This window comes from Pseudomonas sp. 14P_8.1_Bac3, from assembly GCF_025466085.1.
GTDB lineage: Bacteria > Pseudomonadota > Gammaproteobacteria > Pseudomonadales > Pseudomonadaceae > Aquipseudomonas.
Genome location: NZ_JANLOD010000075.1, coordinates 17,835 through 33,679 on the forward strand (window position 1 = coordinate 17,835; position 15,845 = coordinate 33,679).

Consider the following 15,845-nt stretch of genomic DNA (forward strand, 5'->3'; position numbering starts at 1 on the left):
GATCAGAAGTAATACGGGAATTTCAGGCTGAAGGAAAAATCTGGCGCGTCGTCGGTCAGGCCGATGGCCAGGTTGGGCACGATTGTCAGGTTGTCGGTGGCGGCGAGCGTCATGCCGATGTTGAAGTTGGCGGCGTTGTAATCGCTGTTGGAAATCGATTGCCAATCACCGCCGTCCGGTTTGATCTTGCTCTTGCGGGCGAACTGATCACTGAACGAGAACGACATACTCATCTTCTCGTTCAAGGCAAATGCAATGCCGGCGCCGACCTGCCAGGAGTCGCCGAGCTTCACGTCGCCTTTAACCTTGGAGCCTTGCTGAGGGCTGATGTCGCTGAAAGAGTCCTGCACGTTGTAGGTGTAGGCGAGGGTGCCGAACAGCACGGCCGGATCGAACGTCTTGACCAGCGAGATCCCCGGGGTGATCGACCAGACCCCGTTACCGGTAGGCAAGTCCTCGGGGACGGCGAGGTTGTTGTTGTTTGGATCCTCGACCAGTTTGATGCCGTAAGGGTCCTTGCCGGTCGGTGCCTTGATACGCAGGGTAGCGACCGCATCGGGCAGGTTGGCCGACTCATCCAGAAACTTGTAGGCAACGCCGACGTTCACATCGCCAATGGTTGGATCGCGGGTGACGCTGGCGTCCGACGTCACCGGGCCGGCGCCACCTGCGCCACCAGAGGAATACGTCGAATCGCGATAAACAATGGGGACGTTAATGTCGAACTGCCACCGTTGAGCCACGTTGTAGCGGGCCGTCAGGTCCAGCGTCCAGTTGTCGGCCTTGATGCGGTCGAGGTTGATGTTGCCGAGGAAAATCGAATCGAGTGCCAGGAAGCCGTTGAGCGTCAGTGCGCGGGTATCGTAGTGGGTGTAGGTCAGGCCGGTTTCGACGCTGAACTTGCCGCCGCCGAAGAAGCCGCTGGCTTCGTCATACAGGTTGGAAACGCTCTGCGCAGGTTCGGAGTCATCCTTGAGCGATTGGCCGTATGAACTGCCGGTGGTGCCCGGCGCGGCGGCGGCCACCGCCTGACCACCCCTGGTCGATTCCGCAGGGGATTTGGTCAGACGTTTGGGAGCCGGTGCCGCAGGTGCTTCTTCGACTTGCTTGACGCGTTGCTCCAGCACCATCAACGCGTTCTGTTGTGCTTCGTAACGCTGTTTCAACTCCATGAGTTCTTGTTTTAGTGCTTCGACCTGGGGATCCGGTGCTGCGTACAGCAGTGAGGCCGGAGCCAGGCTACTCAAACAAACAATAGCTTTGAACGTTAACGATCGGTGCATGGGTTAGCCGTCCCTTCTGATACATCTGATGAGACTGAGCGTAGATCAGAATCCGAGAGCGCGAAGACCTTTCAGCTGGTCCAGGTTGCCGCTGAATGCCCCGGTGGTCGTCGCGCTGTCACGCAGCACGACATTGAGGGACGTCAGGTTGCGGACCTGGTTGCTGCCACCGAGCAAAGTCGTGTTCTGCATCAGCCCACCCTGGGCCAGACGTTGCATGGTAGTACCCTGGTTGTTGTTGGCCAGAATGTTGAGTTGCACGCCGGAACCGGTCGAGGAAACGCTCATCGAGCCCGCGGCATTGGCACCGGTCACCGTTGAACCTGCTTCCAACAGCTGGCCCTGTTGCTGGATTGCGGGTGCCTCGCTGGCCTTCGTAACGTTGATATCAACGTCGTTGTAGGCCGTGTTGTTGTCGCCGGCAGCACGTACGACTTGAGTGACGCCGTTGGTGTTGTTGAGGCCGTTGCCGCCCGTCACGCTACCGGTGCCTTGTTTGATCAATGAGCTATTACCGGTCTGGTCGATCGTCGATACGTAGAACTGAGGCTTGATGGTGGTTTGTTGAACCTGCATTGAGGTGCTGGCCCCGATCACAGTGCCATTGGCGTTTTGCCAGGTGCTGGTCATGACAATGCCGAAACTGATAATCCGTCCCGGCATGACATACCGGCCTCGCAGGTTCGCCAGTTCCTGATCCTTCAGTTCGATGGGGGTGAATATCTGTGCGTGGGCTGGCAGGCTGGCGGCGAGGCAAACCACTGCTAGCCAGATTGGAGTCTTCATTAAATGCTCCCGGAGCTTCGTGCTCCCTTGTTATTAGAAGAAGTCGCTGCGCAGGAATCCGAACTCCATCAACTCCGAGTCTTGTACCGGGTTGAAGGTGTTGAGGTTTTTCTTGGCGGTCAGTGGCAGGGGCGGGTCGAGCAACGCATTGGTTTTGTCGTAGCCCTGACCGATGACGGCAAAGATGATGCCGTTCCAGCCTTTGACAAAGTCTTCGACTTTGAAACGTTTATGACCGAGGACCGGATCTCCGATGTAAACCCAGCCCCTATCAACTTTTTGCATGACCACAAAATGTTTGTAGCCACGGATATCCAGCAGCACCACCACCGGAATTTTGATATCGCTCAACGTTTCCGGTGCTACCCGGTAGCCGCGGGCGCGCATGCCGATACTTTCCACGTAGCGCTTCATGTCGAGCATGGAGAAGCCTTGAACGCGGACGAGGTTTTGATCGGAGTGTTCCAGCATGCCTTCGATGATCTGGTCTTCAGTCACGTCCAGCCAATAGGCCTGGCGCAATACGGTCGCCAGGGCAGCTGCGCCACAACTGAAGTCGGTTTTCTGTTGCACCAGGTCGGCAAATTTACGCTCGCGTATGCTCTGGATCGGCTTGTAAACGACCGCGCCGCCCGGCAGAACGGAAAGCGGCATTTGTGCAGCCTCGCTCACACTGGCCACGCAGAGCAAAAATGCCAAGGCGATAATGCGCATGGTGGGACGCCCTCTGGTCGTACTGAAAAAGGCCCCCGTAAGGGGGCCTCCAGAGACAGCATTAGAACGATTGGTTGGAGATGGCCAGCGAGTTGCTTTGCTGGTTGCCCACACCGGCCGCCACGTTCACGCCGAGGTTGCCACTGCCGCCATTCACCGAACCGCTCAGGGTTGCAGTGTTGGTCACAGGGTTCGCCCAGCCAGTAGGCGTCAACACTTGATAGGAGTAAGTGTTGCTCAGGTCAAACGAACTGCTCTCGCTGTAGCTCTTCGTGACGTCTTTCGACGAAGCGGACGATTTCTCGCCAGACTTGTCGTACGAGGAGTCAAACGATTTTGCGAACGAGGAATCGTAGGCTTTCGCGAACGAAGAGTCGGTCGAGTTTGCGTTCGAGGTGTTGACCGAGCCATTGAGCGACGCGTTGAGCGATGCGTTGCCGTTGGCACTGCGAGTGTGATCGCCGTTGCCATTATTGAAGGTCACACTGCCGGCGGCATTCGCCGAGGCTGTCAGGTTAGCGTTGATGGAAGCGCTGCTGGTTCCGCTCGAATCCGTGCTGTGCGAACCGCTCGCGTCAACACTTTTCGAACCGCTGGCATCGAAGCTGTTGGAACCGCTCGCAGCCCAGTTGCTGGAAGCGCTCTTATCAACACTCAGATTCGAGTCTTTGTTGAACGAGGCACTGCCGCTGTGGGTTGTGGTGAACGACAGCGTATCGAGGCTGTAGGTACGATCAGCCACGTTGTTCACAACCAGGCCAGGACCGCTTTGATTGGCAGAGGCGGTAGCCGATGCGTTACCCAATGGCGAATTGGAGTTGGCAATGGCCATGGTGTTTTTCTGTTGGTTGAGGTCGCCGCCGGCAATGTTGATACCCATGTTGCCGCTGCCACCGTTGCCCGATCCACTCATCGTGGCTGAATTGGTGACGGAGTAGTTATCGACCCGGTTATTGTTGCTGTATTGCGTGACTTGAGCGGTGGCAGTAGCGGTACCAAATACGAAGCTGTTATCCAGACTCGAGTCAGACTGCGCGTTGGCGATGGCCGCGGCGTTGTCTTGTTGGTTACCGTCGCCGCCTGCCACGTTGACGCCGACGTTGCCGCTGGCGCCTGTGCCAGAACTGCTCATCTCGGCACTGTTCTGGGTCCCTTGGTTAAGGATGCGGTTGCCGGTGCTGCGCTGACTATCAGTGGCAGTGGCAGTGGCGCTGACAGGAATCATTGTGGGACGAGGAGGAGTTTGTTGACCGCCGTTGTTATGGCCATTGTGGTGGCCGTTGTGTTGGTCATCGTTCCCGTTGGCTTGTACAGCAACAGCCATGACCGCAGCAATTGCGAAAACCAGAGGCTTGAGTGCCATCGAAGGTTTCATGGTGATTCTCCGTACTTATTTTAGGTTAAGTGTTGTTATTACCTGTTTGGGTCAATCCGCGACCCGTATGCTCAAGGTGTTGGCCATTCGGTTTCCCACCCCGGCACTCTGATTCAACTGAACTACCCCACGACTACCGGTGAAGGCCTGGTCACCAGTGGTGACCTGGCGATGGCCCGGTGCAGCGTCAGTTGGATCGGAGTTGTTGAGCAGCGCCACGTTCTGTTGCATGAGGACGCTGTCGTCGATGCTTTGCGGCTGCGCACTGATGCTGATGCGCAGTGCGTTGGCTTGCTGGGTATTGGCACCCGCGCTCTGGTTGACCCCCAGTACGCCATTGCCGTGGCTGAAGGCGTCGCCCTGGATACTGGCGTTGGCATCCATCCTGGGGTCGGCAGGTGTATTCAGCCGTTGGCGAATCTGGGTGGTCGCACTGGCGCCGTGGCCAATGGCGATGGCCCGGGCGTTGGCCTGTTGCTGCTGATCGCCAGCCGCCTGGTTGACCCCGAGGTTGCCCTGGTACTGCGAGCCCGAGCTGTCGATGTCAGCGTTATTGATGACAGGCGACTGGGCAAACGCCGAAGCCGTGCAAAACATGGCGACTAACAATAAAGAGCGATTCATCTTAACGGTCTCCCGTTATGATTTTCAGCGCACCCAGACCTTGCTGGATGTTTGAATTGACCATGTTGGCAATGCCATTGCCGCCACCGCCTGAACGTCCACCCGGCATATTGGAGAGCTGACTCTGGTTGCTGATGTTGCCGCCCATGTTGGTGTTGTTCTGCACCACGAGGCGCGTAATGCCCGCACCGCTGGCGACGTTGGCAAAGTCACCGTCGCTCAACTCGTTTGTGGCCTTCAGGACGTATTGGGAAGGGTTGGCGTTTACGGTCGTGGGATTTGGGTCGGGAATCACCGGCGCTTGCACGGCATTGCGCACTTGAACATCGCGTTTGATGATAATGATGCCGTTGTCAGCCTGAACAGGCAGGCACACGACTGAGCCCAGTGCACATGCGGTCAGTAGAAGGCTGAAAATCTTGTTATTTAATGTCCCCACGGCGGCAATTCCTTCTGTGAGTCGAACGCTGGCCCTTATTAGCGTTGCGAGGTACAGAGCAGAAGCTGTGCCGGTTTTTGTGTTTCTTTTAAAAACAGTGGGTTGGAGTTAATCGCTAAGACCGTGAAGATAAATTTGTAACGCAGCTGAGACATAGCCCCGCGGCAATGCCGCTTTTGCTCGCGACATAGCGAGCCAGAGGCATTGCGGACCGGGTGTATCAGAGGGTTAACATTTTCTTGAGGGAGTTCCCGGGCCGCTTTAGCTCGCGGCTCTTAGGGGAAGAGGGTGTTTCAGGGATGGACATGGTGGCAAGGAGCTATACACCCTCCGGCCCTAATAAACGCCTTACAGCGTTGAATACCGTGTCCTTGCGTTGCTGCCAATCGCCTTCCACCACCAAGCAAGGCTGGTGGTGTTGTTCGAGCCATTCGCGGCTCGCCTGAAAAAACGCCTGTCGCTCCGCCAGGAGCGGCTGGCAACGCTGTCCGTCATCGTGCCAGGCCACGGTTTCAGGGCTCAGCAATAAATGCAGGTCGTAGTGCCGTGTCAGTAATGCTTGCTCGATCCACGCCGGGCAAGCGCCAAACAACGTGCGACTCCACAGAATGTTGCTCAGCAGGTGCGTATCGAGTATCAGCAGGGAAGGCTGTTTGGCACGGGCCTCATCTTCCCAGGTAAGTTGGCCATCTGCTATCGGTGTGATGTCTCCGTAGCACGTCTCCCGGGCTTCACGCTCGATGAAATGCCGAACGTACTCGCCGACCAATATGCCGCCAAAGTTGGCGTGAATCTCGTTCGACAGCCAGCTCTTGCCGCTGGACTCCGGCCCGGTAAGCACCAGCACCTTCATGTGCGCAACGCCGGATCGGCCCGCCATTCCCGCCAGCCTTGCACCGCCAGCAGCAGGAACAGCCCGTAAAGGGCCGCGGTCAGGTACAGACCTTTATAGATAAACAGCCCGACGAAGACCACGTCCACTGCGATCCACAATGGCCAGCACTGAACACGCTTCTGCGCCATCCACCCTTGCGCCACCAGGCTGAAGCCCGTCAGCGCCGCATCGAGCCAGGGCTGCGCAGCGTCGGTCCAATGGGCCATGGCCGCGCCCAGCAACAGGCCGCCCAGTGCGCCGACGGCCAGGCCGATCGCCACGGATCGTGTATCGAGCCGACTGACCTGCCGGCCATCCTGCGTGTCGCCCGCACGGGTCCATTGCCACCAGCCATACAGTTGCAGCGCGGCGTAGATCACTTGCAGCAGCATGTCCGAATACAGCTTCACTTCGAAAAAGATCCAGCTATAAAGCAGCACCATGACCAAGCCGATCGGCCAGCACCAGGGGTTCTGTTTGACCGTCAGCCAGACGGCGATGACACCGAGGGCGGCGGCAAACAGTTCAAGCCCGGACATGGAGGTTCCTTGGGGAAGACGAAGTGGGGGGCGGATTGTAGCCGCAGGCGCCCCCAAGTAGAACCGGCTTGCACAGGGTTGCGCTTAGACGCGGAACTGTTTGAGCAGGCCGTTCAGTTGCTCGCTCAAGTCCTTGAGGCGGACGCTGGCGACGCTCGACTGTTCCGCCGCCAACGCGGTGCTGTGGGACAAGCCGGCGGCCTGGGTGACGTTCTGGTTGATGTCCTCGACCACGTGGGATTGCTGCAGGGTGGCACTGGCAATGGACGCGTTCAGCCCGTTGAGGTTGCGCAAGGCCTGGCCGATGGCATTCAGGCTCGCGCCGGCCAGCCCCGCCTGTTCGATGGTGACCCGGGACGCTTGGCTGCTCTCGCCGATGACCTTCACCGCCGCTTCGGAGTGGCTCTGCAAACGCTCGATCATCGACTGGATCTCGGCGGTGGACTTCTGCGTGCGCTGGGCCAGCAGGCGAACTTCGTCCGCGACGACGGCAAAGCCGCGACCTTGCTCGCCGGCCCGGGCGGCTTCAATGGCGGCATTGAGTGCCAGCAGATTGGTTTGTTCGGCGATCGAGCGGATCACTTCCAGCACGCTGCCGATTTGCGTGCTTTCGCTGGCCAGCGTGCGAATGACTTCCACGGCCTGATCAATGGTGGACGACAACGTGTCGATCTGTTGCAGACTGCTGTCGATGTTGACCTGGCCCTGCCGCGCCTGGGATTCGGCGTCGCGCATTTCGCTCGCCGCCTGCTCGGCGTTCTTCGCGACATCCTGCACGCCGTAAGTCACTTCATTAATAGCCGTGGCCACCAGCTCCATCTGCTGGGATTGTTGCTGACTGCGTTGCTGAGCCTGGGCGGCATCGTTGCCCAGTTCACTGGACGACAGGCCCAGCGCGCTGGCGGACACTTGCAGTTCGCCGATCACGCCACGCAGTTTGGCGGTAAAGGCATTGAAGTGGCGAGCCAGTTGCGTGACTTCATCCTGGCCGTGGGTGTCGAGGCTGCGGGTCAGGTCGCTTTCGCCGCTGGCAATGTTGGCCATGGCGATCACGGTTTCCTGCAGCGGACGGACGATGCTGCGGGCGATCAGGATCACCAGCAGCGCCATGATGCCGGCGATCACCAGCCCGACGATGGAGGCTTCCCAGACCTGACCGACGAACTCGGCCTGCATGTCATCGATGTACACGCCGGAACCGATCACCCAGCCCCAAGGCTCGAACAATTTCACGTAGGAGGTTTTTTCCACCGGCTCGCTGGCGCCCGGTTTTGGCCAGCGATAGTCGATCGCGCCGGCACCCTTGCTTTTGGCGAGGGCGACCATTTCATTGAACACCGCAAACCCGTCCGGGTCGCGAATGGCCGAGAGGTTTTGACCATCGAGTTTCGGGTTGGCCGGGTGCATGATCATCACCGGCGTCAGGTCATTGATCCAGAAGTAGTCATTCTGGTCATAACGCAGGCCGCGAACGGCCGTCAGCGCCTGTTTCTGCGCCGCGTCGCGGGTCAGCGTGCCGGCGGTTTCCAGGTCATGGTAGTAGGCCAGAATGCCACTGGCGGTCTGCACGACGTGCTGGGTTTTCTGCGCCTTGGCGTGATACAGGTCTTCGTGAATCTGCTTGAGCATCAACACGCCCAGCGTCAAAAGCATCATGACGGCCACGATCAAAATGAGCCACAGACGGCGGCTGATCGACATATTGCGCAAGCTGTTCATAACGCTGTCACTCCGGATTCTTTTTCTTGTAATGAATGATCGCCAGCATCCAACCACACTTTGCCGATCGGGCATATCCGACCCAGGCCCAATAACGTGGCAGCGTTAATCGGGCTTGTCTGATAGGATTTCGGCCCCGCACGGAAAAACCTGAATCCACGTCGATTTTTCACGGAATTTTTACGGTTTCGTCCGGATTCTGTGCGCGCGGGATCTTTAGCTACGCTGGTCGCAGTGAACGTTTAAAAAAATACTAACGGGGCATGCTGTCGAGCATCGCTTTTTGGGGGATTAATGGATCTTTGGACCGCCTTGCAGGCATTGATACTTGGAGTTGTAGAAGGGCTGACGGAGTTTTTGCCCATTTCCAGTACCGGACACCAGATCATTGTGGCCGACTTGCTCAACTTCGGTGGCGAGCGTGCCATCGCGTTCAACATCATTATTCAGTTGGGTGCGATCCTGGCGGTAGTGTGGGAGTTTCGGCGCAAGATCCTTGATGTCGTGACCGGCTTGCCGACGCAACCCAGCGCTCGACGCTTTACCGCCAACCTGCTGATCGCATTCATGCCGGCGGTGGTGCTCGGGGTGATTTTTTCCGACCTGATTCACCATTACCTGTTCAACCCGATTACGGTCGCGGCGGCGCTGGTGGTGGGCGGGGTCATCATGTTGTGGGCGGAAAAACGTCAGCATGAGGTGCACGCCGAAACCGTTGACGAGATCACCTGGCAAGACGCGCTGAAAGTCGGTTTCGCCCAATGCCTGGCGATGATTCCCGGCACCTCGCGATCCGGCTCGACCATCATTGGCGGCTTGCTGTTCGGCCTGTCGCGCAAGACCGCCACCGAGTTCTCGTTTTTCCTGGCCATGCCGACCATGGTTGCGGCGGCGGTGTACTCAGGGTTCAAGTACCGCCATATGTTCGTGCCGGCTGATTTTCCGGTGTTCGCCATCGGCTTCGTCACCGCGTTTATCTTCGCGATGATCGCGGTCAGGGGACTGCTCAAGTTCATCGCCAGCCACAGCTATGCAGCGTTCGCCTGGTATCGCATTGCGTTTGGCCTGGTGATCCTGGCCACCTGGCAGTTCGGTTGGGTCGATTGGAGCGCGGCCGCGCCATGAGTGACGCCAGCGCGCGCAACACGCCCGGACGCCGCTCGGCAGGGCAGATCCAGCATCCTCGACTGAAGCTGCTGGTGTTCGCGATGGTGTGCGCGCTGCCGCTGACGGGTTCGTTGTCGTTTTTTCTGCGAGGCATTTCGCTGATCCCGCTGGCGGCCTACGGCCTCGTCAGCGTCCTGGCGTTCTTCCTTTATTGGAGCGACAAACGCAAGGCCCGAACCGACCGCTGGCGTACACCGGAGAATGTGTTGCATGCGGTGGAACTCGCCGGCGGCTGGCCAGGGGCCTTGCTCGCCCAGCAAGTGTTCCGGCACAAGACGCGCAAAGTGTCGTTCCAAGTGTTGTTCTGGATTATCGTAATATTGCACCAAGTGTTCTGGATCGATCAATTGTTCGTGCAGCCACATTGGCTTGGCTTGTCTTTAAGCGGCTGATCGGCCTACTTGTCATTACATTAAATCGAACAACACTAGGGCTGTTAACGGTGCTTCCGGAAAATAAACTTACAGTTATGCGTTCGTCTTTGAATTTTTGCCGTGCTAGCTTCCAATAACTTTAATTATCTAGAGATTAGTAATGCGATTTGAAGCAATTACGAATGAGATGGCGATGAGCAAGTTGGCGGCATTTATTGCTTGTACACCTGCGGAGAAAGTAGCTTATGTAAGGAGCCGCTCAGAAGTTGTCAGGCACGAAGATCTGAGCGACTTGTCCGACCAACATATACTTGACTCTTTGGTGTCGCTAGAAAGTCGTATGCAGTCATACATTGATCGGTTCAACAAGGTGAAGTGCGCAATTACTCCGGGGCTGATTCTCGATAGCGACTTGATCGCGAAAACCAATGAATTTTTCAATGTTGCCGTTCCCGCCGGTATTGAGTCTATTCTGCAGGCACTTGAACCCGGCGATGGTGTGACGCCTGCTGGCAATGAGGAACTAACCAGGGCCATCGATACGTTATTTTCAGACAGGCAGCATATGCGGGAGCAGCTTGAACTCATTTATACGTCGATCAAGAAGCCGGAACTTGTCTGCGAAGTCATTCGAACGGATGCCAGGACTTACAAAAAGCTTTACTACCCGGTGCTCAACCGGATTATCAAGGGGCTCGAAGTTCCGTTTGCGCTCGCGTTTCCGGCCTTCTTGGGTATAGAGTCATGTCTATTAGTTCATTCGGCGGGCCTGAGGGTCAATCAAACATACACTCCCAAGGTCTCGGGATTTTCAAATGAGTTCCTCATGTATCTGATGCTGCATGAAGTCACGCACTTGTTGCGTTACACCAGTGACACCGCCTATGTGTTTGAAGGCACGACGCAAGTGAGTGATTTTGACGTCTATTCAATGACCAGCTTGCCAGCTGAAAATAATCATAACGCTGACAATTACACCGTCTTGATCCTTAATGCCTTGGCCCTGATGCACAAAGAGGGGCGCATCGATCTTCGCAACTATTGAGTACTTGGCCAGAATTGTCTATCAGTCGCCCGTTGAAAGAAGCGTTGCCTCCTGAATGCGCTTCGTGCTATCGGGCGGCATTTAAAATTACTTATCAGGTTATTAGCGATTGTTGCTGGCAGATTCCGTTGGCCCAATTGCACAAAGCGGGGTGCCTGGACCTGCGTCGGTATTAAAGCAACAACCCGACCTGGGTGCGCTTGGGTAATTTGCTCACCACCAGTTGGTGGGAGCGCTGCAGCAAGGCTTGCAGCTCCTGGGTACCCAGCGGGTAGGGCGTTTCCATGATGATCCACTGCGCTCGAGCCAGATAAGGCGCCGGGTGAATGCCCGGACGGTCGCAGTGGCCCAGGAACAGGTCCTTGTCGACCTTGAAAGCCAGGGAGTCGCCCCGCAGGTTCTGCAGGGCGAACATCTTGTTCCCGGCAATAGAAAACACCCGCACGCCTCCCCACTTGAAGTCTTCCCTGGCGCCCGGCAGGGCGAGACAGAATTGTGCGACGTCTACTTCGTTCATTCGTCCAGCGTTCATATCAGTCGGTCCCCGCAGGCATTGAATGATTCGATCAAATGGTCGAGCCAGGCGCGCACGGCCGGCATCACGCCGCGCCGATGAGGGTAGACCGCTTGCAGCCAGCCACCCGGCAACGACCATTCGGGGAGCAACTGCACCAGAGCACCACTTTCCAGTTCCTGCTCGCAATACATCATCGGCAGCATGGTAAAGCCCTGGCCCGCGAGCGTGCAGGCCCTGCGCACGATAAAGTCGTCGATCCCCAGTCGCGCCTCAAGGGCCAGTTCATGGCTTTTACCGTGTTGATCGAGCATGCGGATGTGCACCATGCGGTCAGCCTCAAGAGCACCGAGCACTGGCAAGTCCTTGAGGTCCCCGGGATGATTGATCTCCCGGCCATGGAGAAAGCCCGGGCTGGCCACCATCAGCATCTGTGCCTGACGCAGGCGGCGGGTGACCAGCAACGGGTCTTCATCCCCCAGCTCACGGACCCGCAGGGCGACATCGACGCCTTCGGTCACCAGATCGACGCGCCGATTGAGCAGCATCACTTCCAGTTGCACCTGCGGGTATTTTTCAAGAAACCGGCTGATGACCGTCGGCAGCATTTCATGGGCCAGCCCGACGGGGCAGGACACTCGCAAACGCCCGCGAGGCTCGCTGGACATGCTGGCCACGGCTTCATCGGCCATCTCGGCTTCCAGCAGCATTGCCTGACAATGCCGCAGGTAGCGTTCACCCACGGCAGTCAGCTTCAGTTGTCGCGTAGTACGTTGCAGCAGGCGTGCGCCCAGGCGCTCTTCCAGTTCGGCGATGCGCCGCGACAGCCGCGACTTGGGAATCCCGAGCAAACGCCCGGCTGCCGCGAAACCACCGGCTTCGACCACCTTGGCAAAGTAATAGAGGTCATTGAGGTCTTGCATGATGATGACTCGACTGTTCTATTCGTGGGACGAACTATCGCATTGTTGCCGCCTAATCAGCTATTGGATTCGTCTGTAGGATTGTCTCCATCAGATCGCCCCGTGGCGATCCTCACCTGGAGATCCCACATGAAACTGCTGCACATCGATTCGAGCATTCTTGGTGACAACTCGGCTTCCCGTCAGCTCAGCGGCGAAGTCGTCAAAGCCTGGCAAGCCGCCGAGCCGGCCGCGGTGGTGACTTACCGCGACCTGGCCAACGATGCCATCAGCCATTTCTCCGCCACGACCCTGGTCGCCGCCGGCACCACCGCTGAATTGCGCAACGCCGCACAACAGCACGAAGCCGAGCTGAGCGCCTCGACCCTGGCCGAATTCATTGCCGCCGATGCCGTCGTCATTGCCGCGCCGATGTACAACTTTACCGTCCCGACCCAACTCAAGGCCTGGATCGACCGCATCGCTGTTGCCGGCCAGACTTTCCGTTACACCGAAGCCGGCCCGGAAGGCCTGTGCGGCAACAAGAAAGTCGTGATCGTCTCGACTTCTGGCGGTCTGCATGCCGGTCAGGCGACTGGCGTTGCCCATGAAGAGTACCTGAAGGTGCTGTTCGGTTTCCTCGGCATCACCGATATCGAATTCGTCCGCGCCCACGGCCTGGCCTACGGTGACGAAGTGCGTACCAAAGCCATGAGCGACGCTCACACGCAAATCAGCGAGCAGCTGTTCGCCGCTGCGTAAGGCTTGCGTAAAGATGTAAATCAGCTCGGGCAACACCCCAAAAAACTCTGTATTCTGATCACGCAAGTGTCAGATACGGAGTTTTTTGTTTCTGACTATTTCGCATTCTGGCCCAGGTTATGCAGTCGAGGGTTATCGTCCCCGTTCTGCAACGACCTTGGTGGCCGCAATTGCTGGTACAAGGCCGCTTCCTCGATGTTCCAGGGAGAACGGGCTTTCCGGTCAAGTAACAAAGGTGGGGCATCCCATGGTGCGTCTTTGTGCAATGTTACTGATTTGCCTGCTCAGCAGCCTGAATTCAGTGCACGCCGCGCCTGCGCCGCACCCTCGCTGGAGCGTCGGCTTCCATGAGCTGACTTTTCTCGATCCGCTGGATCTGCAGCCGATGCGCGCCATCGCGTTCTACCCCTCCAGTGACCGGGAACACACCAGCAAACTCGAGGGCTACACGGTCGAAGCGGGCGAGGACACGCGCGTCGCCATTGGCCGTTTCCCGATGCTGATGCTGTCCCACGGCAACACCGGAACCCCGCTGGCCCTGCATGACCTCGCCACATCGCTGGCGCGCAAGGGATTTGTGGTGGTGGCGGTGTTTCATCCCGGTGACAACTCCAAGGACCACAGCCGCCTCGGCACCTTGAGCAACCTCTATGGGCGGCCGATCCAGATTTCCGAAGCCATTACCGCGACGCTGGGCGACCGCATGCTCGCGCCGTTTGTGAATGCTGATCAGGTGGGGGTGATTGGTTATTCGGCGGGCGGCGAGACGGCGTTGATTTTGTCCGGCGCGACGCCTGACCTGGATCGTCTGCGCCGCTACTGCCAGGAGCGCCCGGATGACCGCGATGCCTGCAACACCAAGGGCGAGTTGATCGTTGACCGTGATGACCTGCAGCCGGTGGCGGATCCGCGGGTTCACGCGCTGCTGCTGATGGCGCCGCTGAGCCTGAAGTTCGGTCGTCACACCCTGGCGGATGTGCATGTGCCCGTGCTGTTGTACAGCGGGGACGGCGACAAACTGGTGGCATTCGACAAGAATGCCGCGGCGCTGGCGCGCAAACTGCCGATCGCGCCGGATTTCAAATTGCTGGCCGGGGCAGGGCACTTCGTGTTCATGGCGCCGTGCAACGAAGAGCAGATCGCGACGATGCCAGCGCTGTGCACCGATGCAGACGGTGTCGACCGCGAAGACATTCATCGCAACATGATTTCCGAAGCCGGGCGGTTCTTCTCCCATGCGCTGGGCAAACCCACCCGCGCGGGCATGCAAACCGCCGACCAGTAACGTCACGCAATCCCTGTAGGAGCCAGCTTGCTGGCGATAGCGATTTCGAAGACGCCATCGCCAGCAAGCCGGCTCCTGCAAGGGTTATGTCCTTCAGGCCGTGGCGCGGCGTTTCAGTAGGAGGGTCAAGGCCAGGCCCGTCACCGACAACATCGCCGCGCTGAAGAAAATCCACGGATACCCCAGATTCAACGCCACCGCCCCCATCAACGGCCCGGCGATTGCCAGCGCCAGATCAAAAAACACCGCATACGCGCTCAGGCCGGCGCCGCGACTGGAGTTCGGCACTTGCTTGATCGCCTCAACCCCCAGCGCCGGGTACACCAGTGACAAACCAAACCCCGCCAATCCTGCGCCAATCAGCGCATAACCGGTCGAAGGCGCGAGCCACAGCAGCACCAGGCCGGCCGTTTCAATGCTCATGCAGGCAATCGCGGATGTGAAACCACCGAACCGGCTGATGCTCGAGATAAACAGCAAGCGCGCCAGAATGAAGCAGATCCCGAACACCGTCAGGCAGTACGCGGCACCCGTCCAGCCACGGTTGACGTAATAGAGGGTGATAAAGGTGGTCAGTGTGCCGTAGCCGATGGACGCCAGGCTCAGGCTCGCGCCAAACGGCGCGATGCGTCCGAACACCGCCCAGAACGGCATTCGTTCACCGCGAACAACCGGCACCGAGGGTTTGTTGCGGATCAGCACCAGTGCCAGCCCGGCCAGCACCGCCAACGCGATGCCGAGGCTGACGAAGCCATACTCGGCCACCATCACCACACCCAGCGGCGCACCAATGGCGATGGCGCCGTAGGACGCAATGCCGTTCCACGAGATCGAGCGCGCAGTGTGTTCAGCGCCGACCTGGCCCATGCACCAGCTGATGGTGCCGACGCCGATCAGACCCTGGGCGATCCCCAGCAGCAAACGACCAGCGATCAGGATCAACAGGCTCGCCATCGGAAAACTTTGCAGCAGCGTCGACAGCAATGTCAGCACGCCGCTCAAGACAATCCCCGACAAACCGTAGACGATCGAGCGTTTGGTGCCGACGCTGTCCGACATGCGCCCGGCCATGGGGCGGCTGAGCAGGGTGGCGAGGTATTGCGAGCCGATGGTCAGCCCGGCGACCACCGCACTGAAACCCAGTTGCTCATGGACATAACCCGGCAACACCGCAATCGGCAGGCCGATGCAGAGGAAGGCAATAAAGGTATAGAAAACAATGGAGACGATCTGCAGTGTGATCGCCATGGAGCTTTGCGGTGGCAGTTGCTGCGCAGACATGAGGGCTCGTTCGCGGGCGGCGGTGGGAGAGCTGCATCATGGCGTGGGTGTGGAATAAATGAAAGCTGGCTAACGATCAAAAAACCAGACGCATCCTGTAGGAGCGAGCCTACTCGCGATGATCGCCCAGACACCGCGGGCATTCAGACAGCCCGCGTCATC

17 protein-coding genes and 1 pseudogene are annotated in these 15,845 nt (G+C 58.4%); 5 read left to right on the plus strand and 13 right to left on the minus strand.

Annotation, left to right across the window (positions count from 1 at the left end):
* Positions 1–2 precede the first annotated feature (2 nt).
* The 10 genes and pseudogenes from NTD84_RS28020 to NTD84_RS30195 form a co-directional block, all read right to left on the minus strand.
* Entirely contained in the window at positions 3–1,283 is a 1,281-nt protein-coding gene (locus NTD84_RS28020; RefSeq protein ID WP_262172305.1) for a hypothetical protein, read from the minus strand.
* A 45-nt stretch (positions 1,284–1,328) separates the two neighbouring features.
* Positions 1,329–2,069, minus strand: coding sequence for a hypothetical protein (locus NTD84_RS28025; RefSeq protein WP_262172306.1), 741 nt, complete (start codon positions 2,067–2,069; stop codon positions 1,329–1,331).
* 33 nt (positions 2,070–2,102) lie between these two features.
* Positions 2,103–2,783 (minus strand): C39 family peptidase, encoded by a 681-nt coding sequence (locus NTD84_RS28030; RefSeq protein WP_262172307.1) that lies wholly within the window; start codon positions 2,781–2,783, stop codon positions 2,103–2,105.
* Positions 2,784–2,844: 61 nt separating this feature from the next.
* The gene (locus NTD84_RS28035) at positions 2,845–4,158 is read right to left on the minus strand and encodes a heme utilization protein (RefSeq protein ID WP_262172308.1); all 1,314 of its coding nucleotides are present in this window, start codon (positions 4,156–4,158) and stop codon (positions 2,845–2,847) included.
* Positions 4,159–4,209: 51 nt separating this feature from the next.
* Positions 4,210–4,782 carry an adhesin gene (locus NTD84_RS28040; RefSeq protein ID WP_262172309.1) on the minus strand — a complete coding sequence of 191 codons (573 nt, stop codon included), beginning with the start codon at positions 4,780–4,782 and terminating at the stop codon, positions 4,210–4,212.
* Between the two features lies 1 nt (position 4,783).
* A complete protein-coding gene (locus NTD84_RS28045) occupies positions 4,784–5,221 on the minus strand; it encodes a hypothetical protein (protein WP_262172310.1) in 438 nt (145 codons plus the stop codon).
* 319 nt (positions 5,222–5,540) lie between these two features.
* Positions 5,541–6,074 carry an AAA family ATPase gene (locus tag NTD84_RS28050; protein WP_262172342.1) on the minus strand — a complete coding sequence of 178 codons (534 nt, stop codon included), beginning with the start codon at positions 6,072–6,074 and terminating at the stop codon, positions 5,541–5,543.
* Positions 6,071–6,634, minus strand: coding sequence for a nicotinamide riboside transporter PnuC (gene pnuC, locus NTD84_RS28055; RefSeq protein ID WP_262172311.1), 564 nt, complete (start codon positions 6,632–6,634; stop codon positions 6,071–6,073). The genes NTD84_RS28050 and pnuC overlap by 4 nt, the downstream gene beginning before the upstream one ends.
* An 84-nt stretch (positions 6,635–6,718) precedes the next feature.
* Positions 6,719–7,453 carry a methyl-accepting chemotaxis protein gene (locus tag NTD84_RS30190; protein WP_410017386.1) on the minus strand — a complete coding sequence of 245 codons (735 nt, stop codon included), beginning with the start codon at positions 7,451–7,453 and terminating at the stop codon, positions 6,719–6,721.
* Between the two features lie 123 nt (positions 7,454–7,576).
* Positions 7,577–8,428 (minus strand): annotated as a pseudogene (locus tag NTD84_RS30195) (cache domain-containing protein); the annotation flags it as partial.
* Positions 8,429–8,647: 219 nt separating this feature from the next.
* Here NTD84_RS30195 and NTD84_RS28065 point away from each other — a divergent pair.
* The 3 genes from NTD84_RS28065 (at position 8,648) to NTD84_RS28075 (ending at position 10,939) form a co-directional block, all read left to right on the plus strand.
* The gene (locus NTD84_RS28065; protein WP_262172313.1) at positions 8,648–9,478 is read left to right on the plus strand and encodes an undecaprenyl-diphosphate phosphatase; all 831 of its coding nucleotides are present in this window, start codon (positions 8,648–8,650) and stop codon (positions 9,476–9,478) included.
* Complete coding sequence (locus NTD84_RS28070) at positions 9,475–9,912, plus strand: DUF1294 domain-containing protein (protein WP_262172314.1); 438 nt, start codon at positions 9,475–9,477, stop codon at positions 9,910–9,912. Before NTD84_RS28065 ends, NTD84_RS28070 begins: the two co-directional genes overlap by 4 nt.
* 142 nt (positions 9,913–10,054) lie before the next feature.
* On the plus strand, positions 10,055–10,939 hold the full coding sequence (locus NTD84_RS28075) for a hypothetical protein (RefSeq protein WP_262172315.1): 885 nt from the start codon (positions 10,055–10,057) through the stop codon (positions 10,937–10,939).
* A gap of 172 nt (positions 10,940–11,111) precedes the next feature.
* On the opposite strand, the gene NTD84_RS28080 is transcribed toward NTD84_RS28075, so the two are convergent.
* Both NTD84_RS28080 and NTD84_RS28085 read right to left on the minus strand, forming a co-directional pair.
* A complete protein-coding gene (locus NTD84_RS28080; protein WP_262172316.1) occupies positions 11,112–11,471 on the minus strand; it encodes an MmcQ/YjbR family DNA-binding protein in 360 nt (119 codons plus the stop codon).
* On the minus strand, positions 11,468–12,376 hold the full coding sequence (locus NTD84_RS28085) for a LysR substrate-binding domain-containing protein (protein WP_262172317.1): 909 nt from the start codon (positions 12,374–12,376) through the stop codon (positions 11,468–11,470). Before NTD84_RS28085 ends, NTD84_RS28080 begins: the two co-directional genes overlap by 4 nt.
* Positions 12,377–12,505: 129 nt before the next feature.
* Here NTD84_RS28085 and NTD84_RS28090 point away from each other — a divergent pair, with 129 nt between their 5' ends.
* Positions 12,506–13,117 carry an FMN-dependent NADH-azoreductase gene (locus NTD84_RS28090; RefSeq protein WP_262172318.1) on the plus strand — a complete coding sequence of 204 codons (612 nt, stop codon included), beginning with the start codon at positions 12,506–12,508 and terminating at the stop codon, positions 13,115–13,117.
* A gap of 247 nt (positions 13,118–13,364) precedes the next feature.
* The gene (locus tag NTD84_RS28095; RefSeq protein WP_262172319.1) at positions 13,365–14,402 is read left to right on the plus strand and encodes an alpha/beta hydrolase family protein; all 1,038 of its coding nucleotides are present in this window, start codon (positions 13,365–13,367) and stop codon (positions 14,400–14,402) included.
* A 93-nt stretch (positions 14,403–14,495) separates the two neighbouring features.
* On the opposite strand, the gene NTD84_RS28100 is transcribed toward NTD84_RS28095, so the two are convergent.
* Positions 14,496–15,683 (minus strand): MFS transporter, encoded by a 1,188-nt coding sequence (locus tag NTD84_RS28100; RefSeq protein ID WP_262172320.1) that lies wholly within the window; start codon positions 15,681–15,683, stop codon positions 14,496–14,498.
* Between the last annotated feature and the right edge of the window lie 162 nt (positions 15,684–15,845).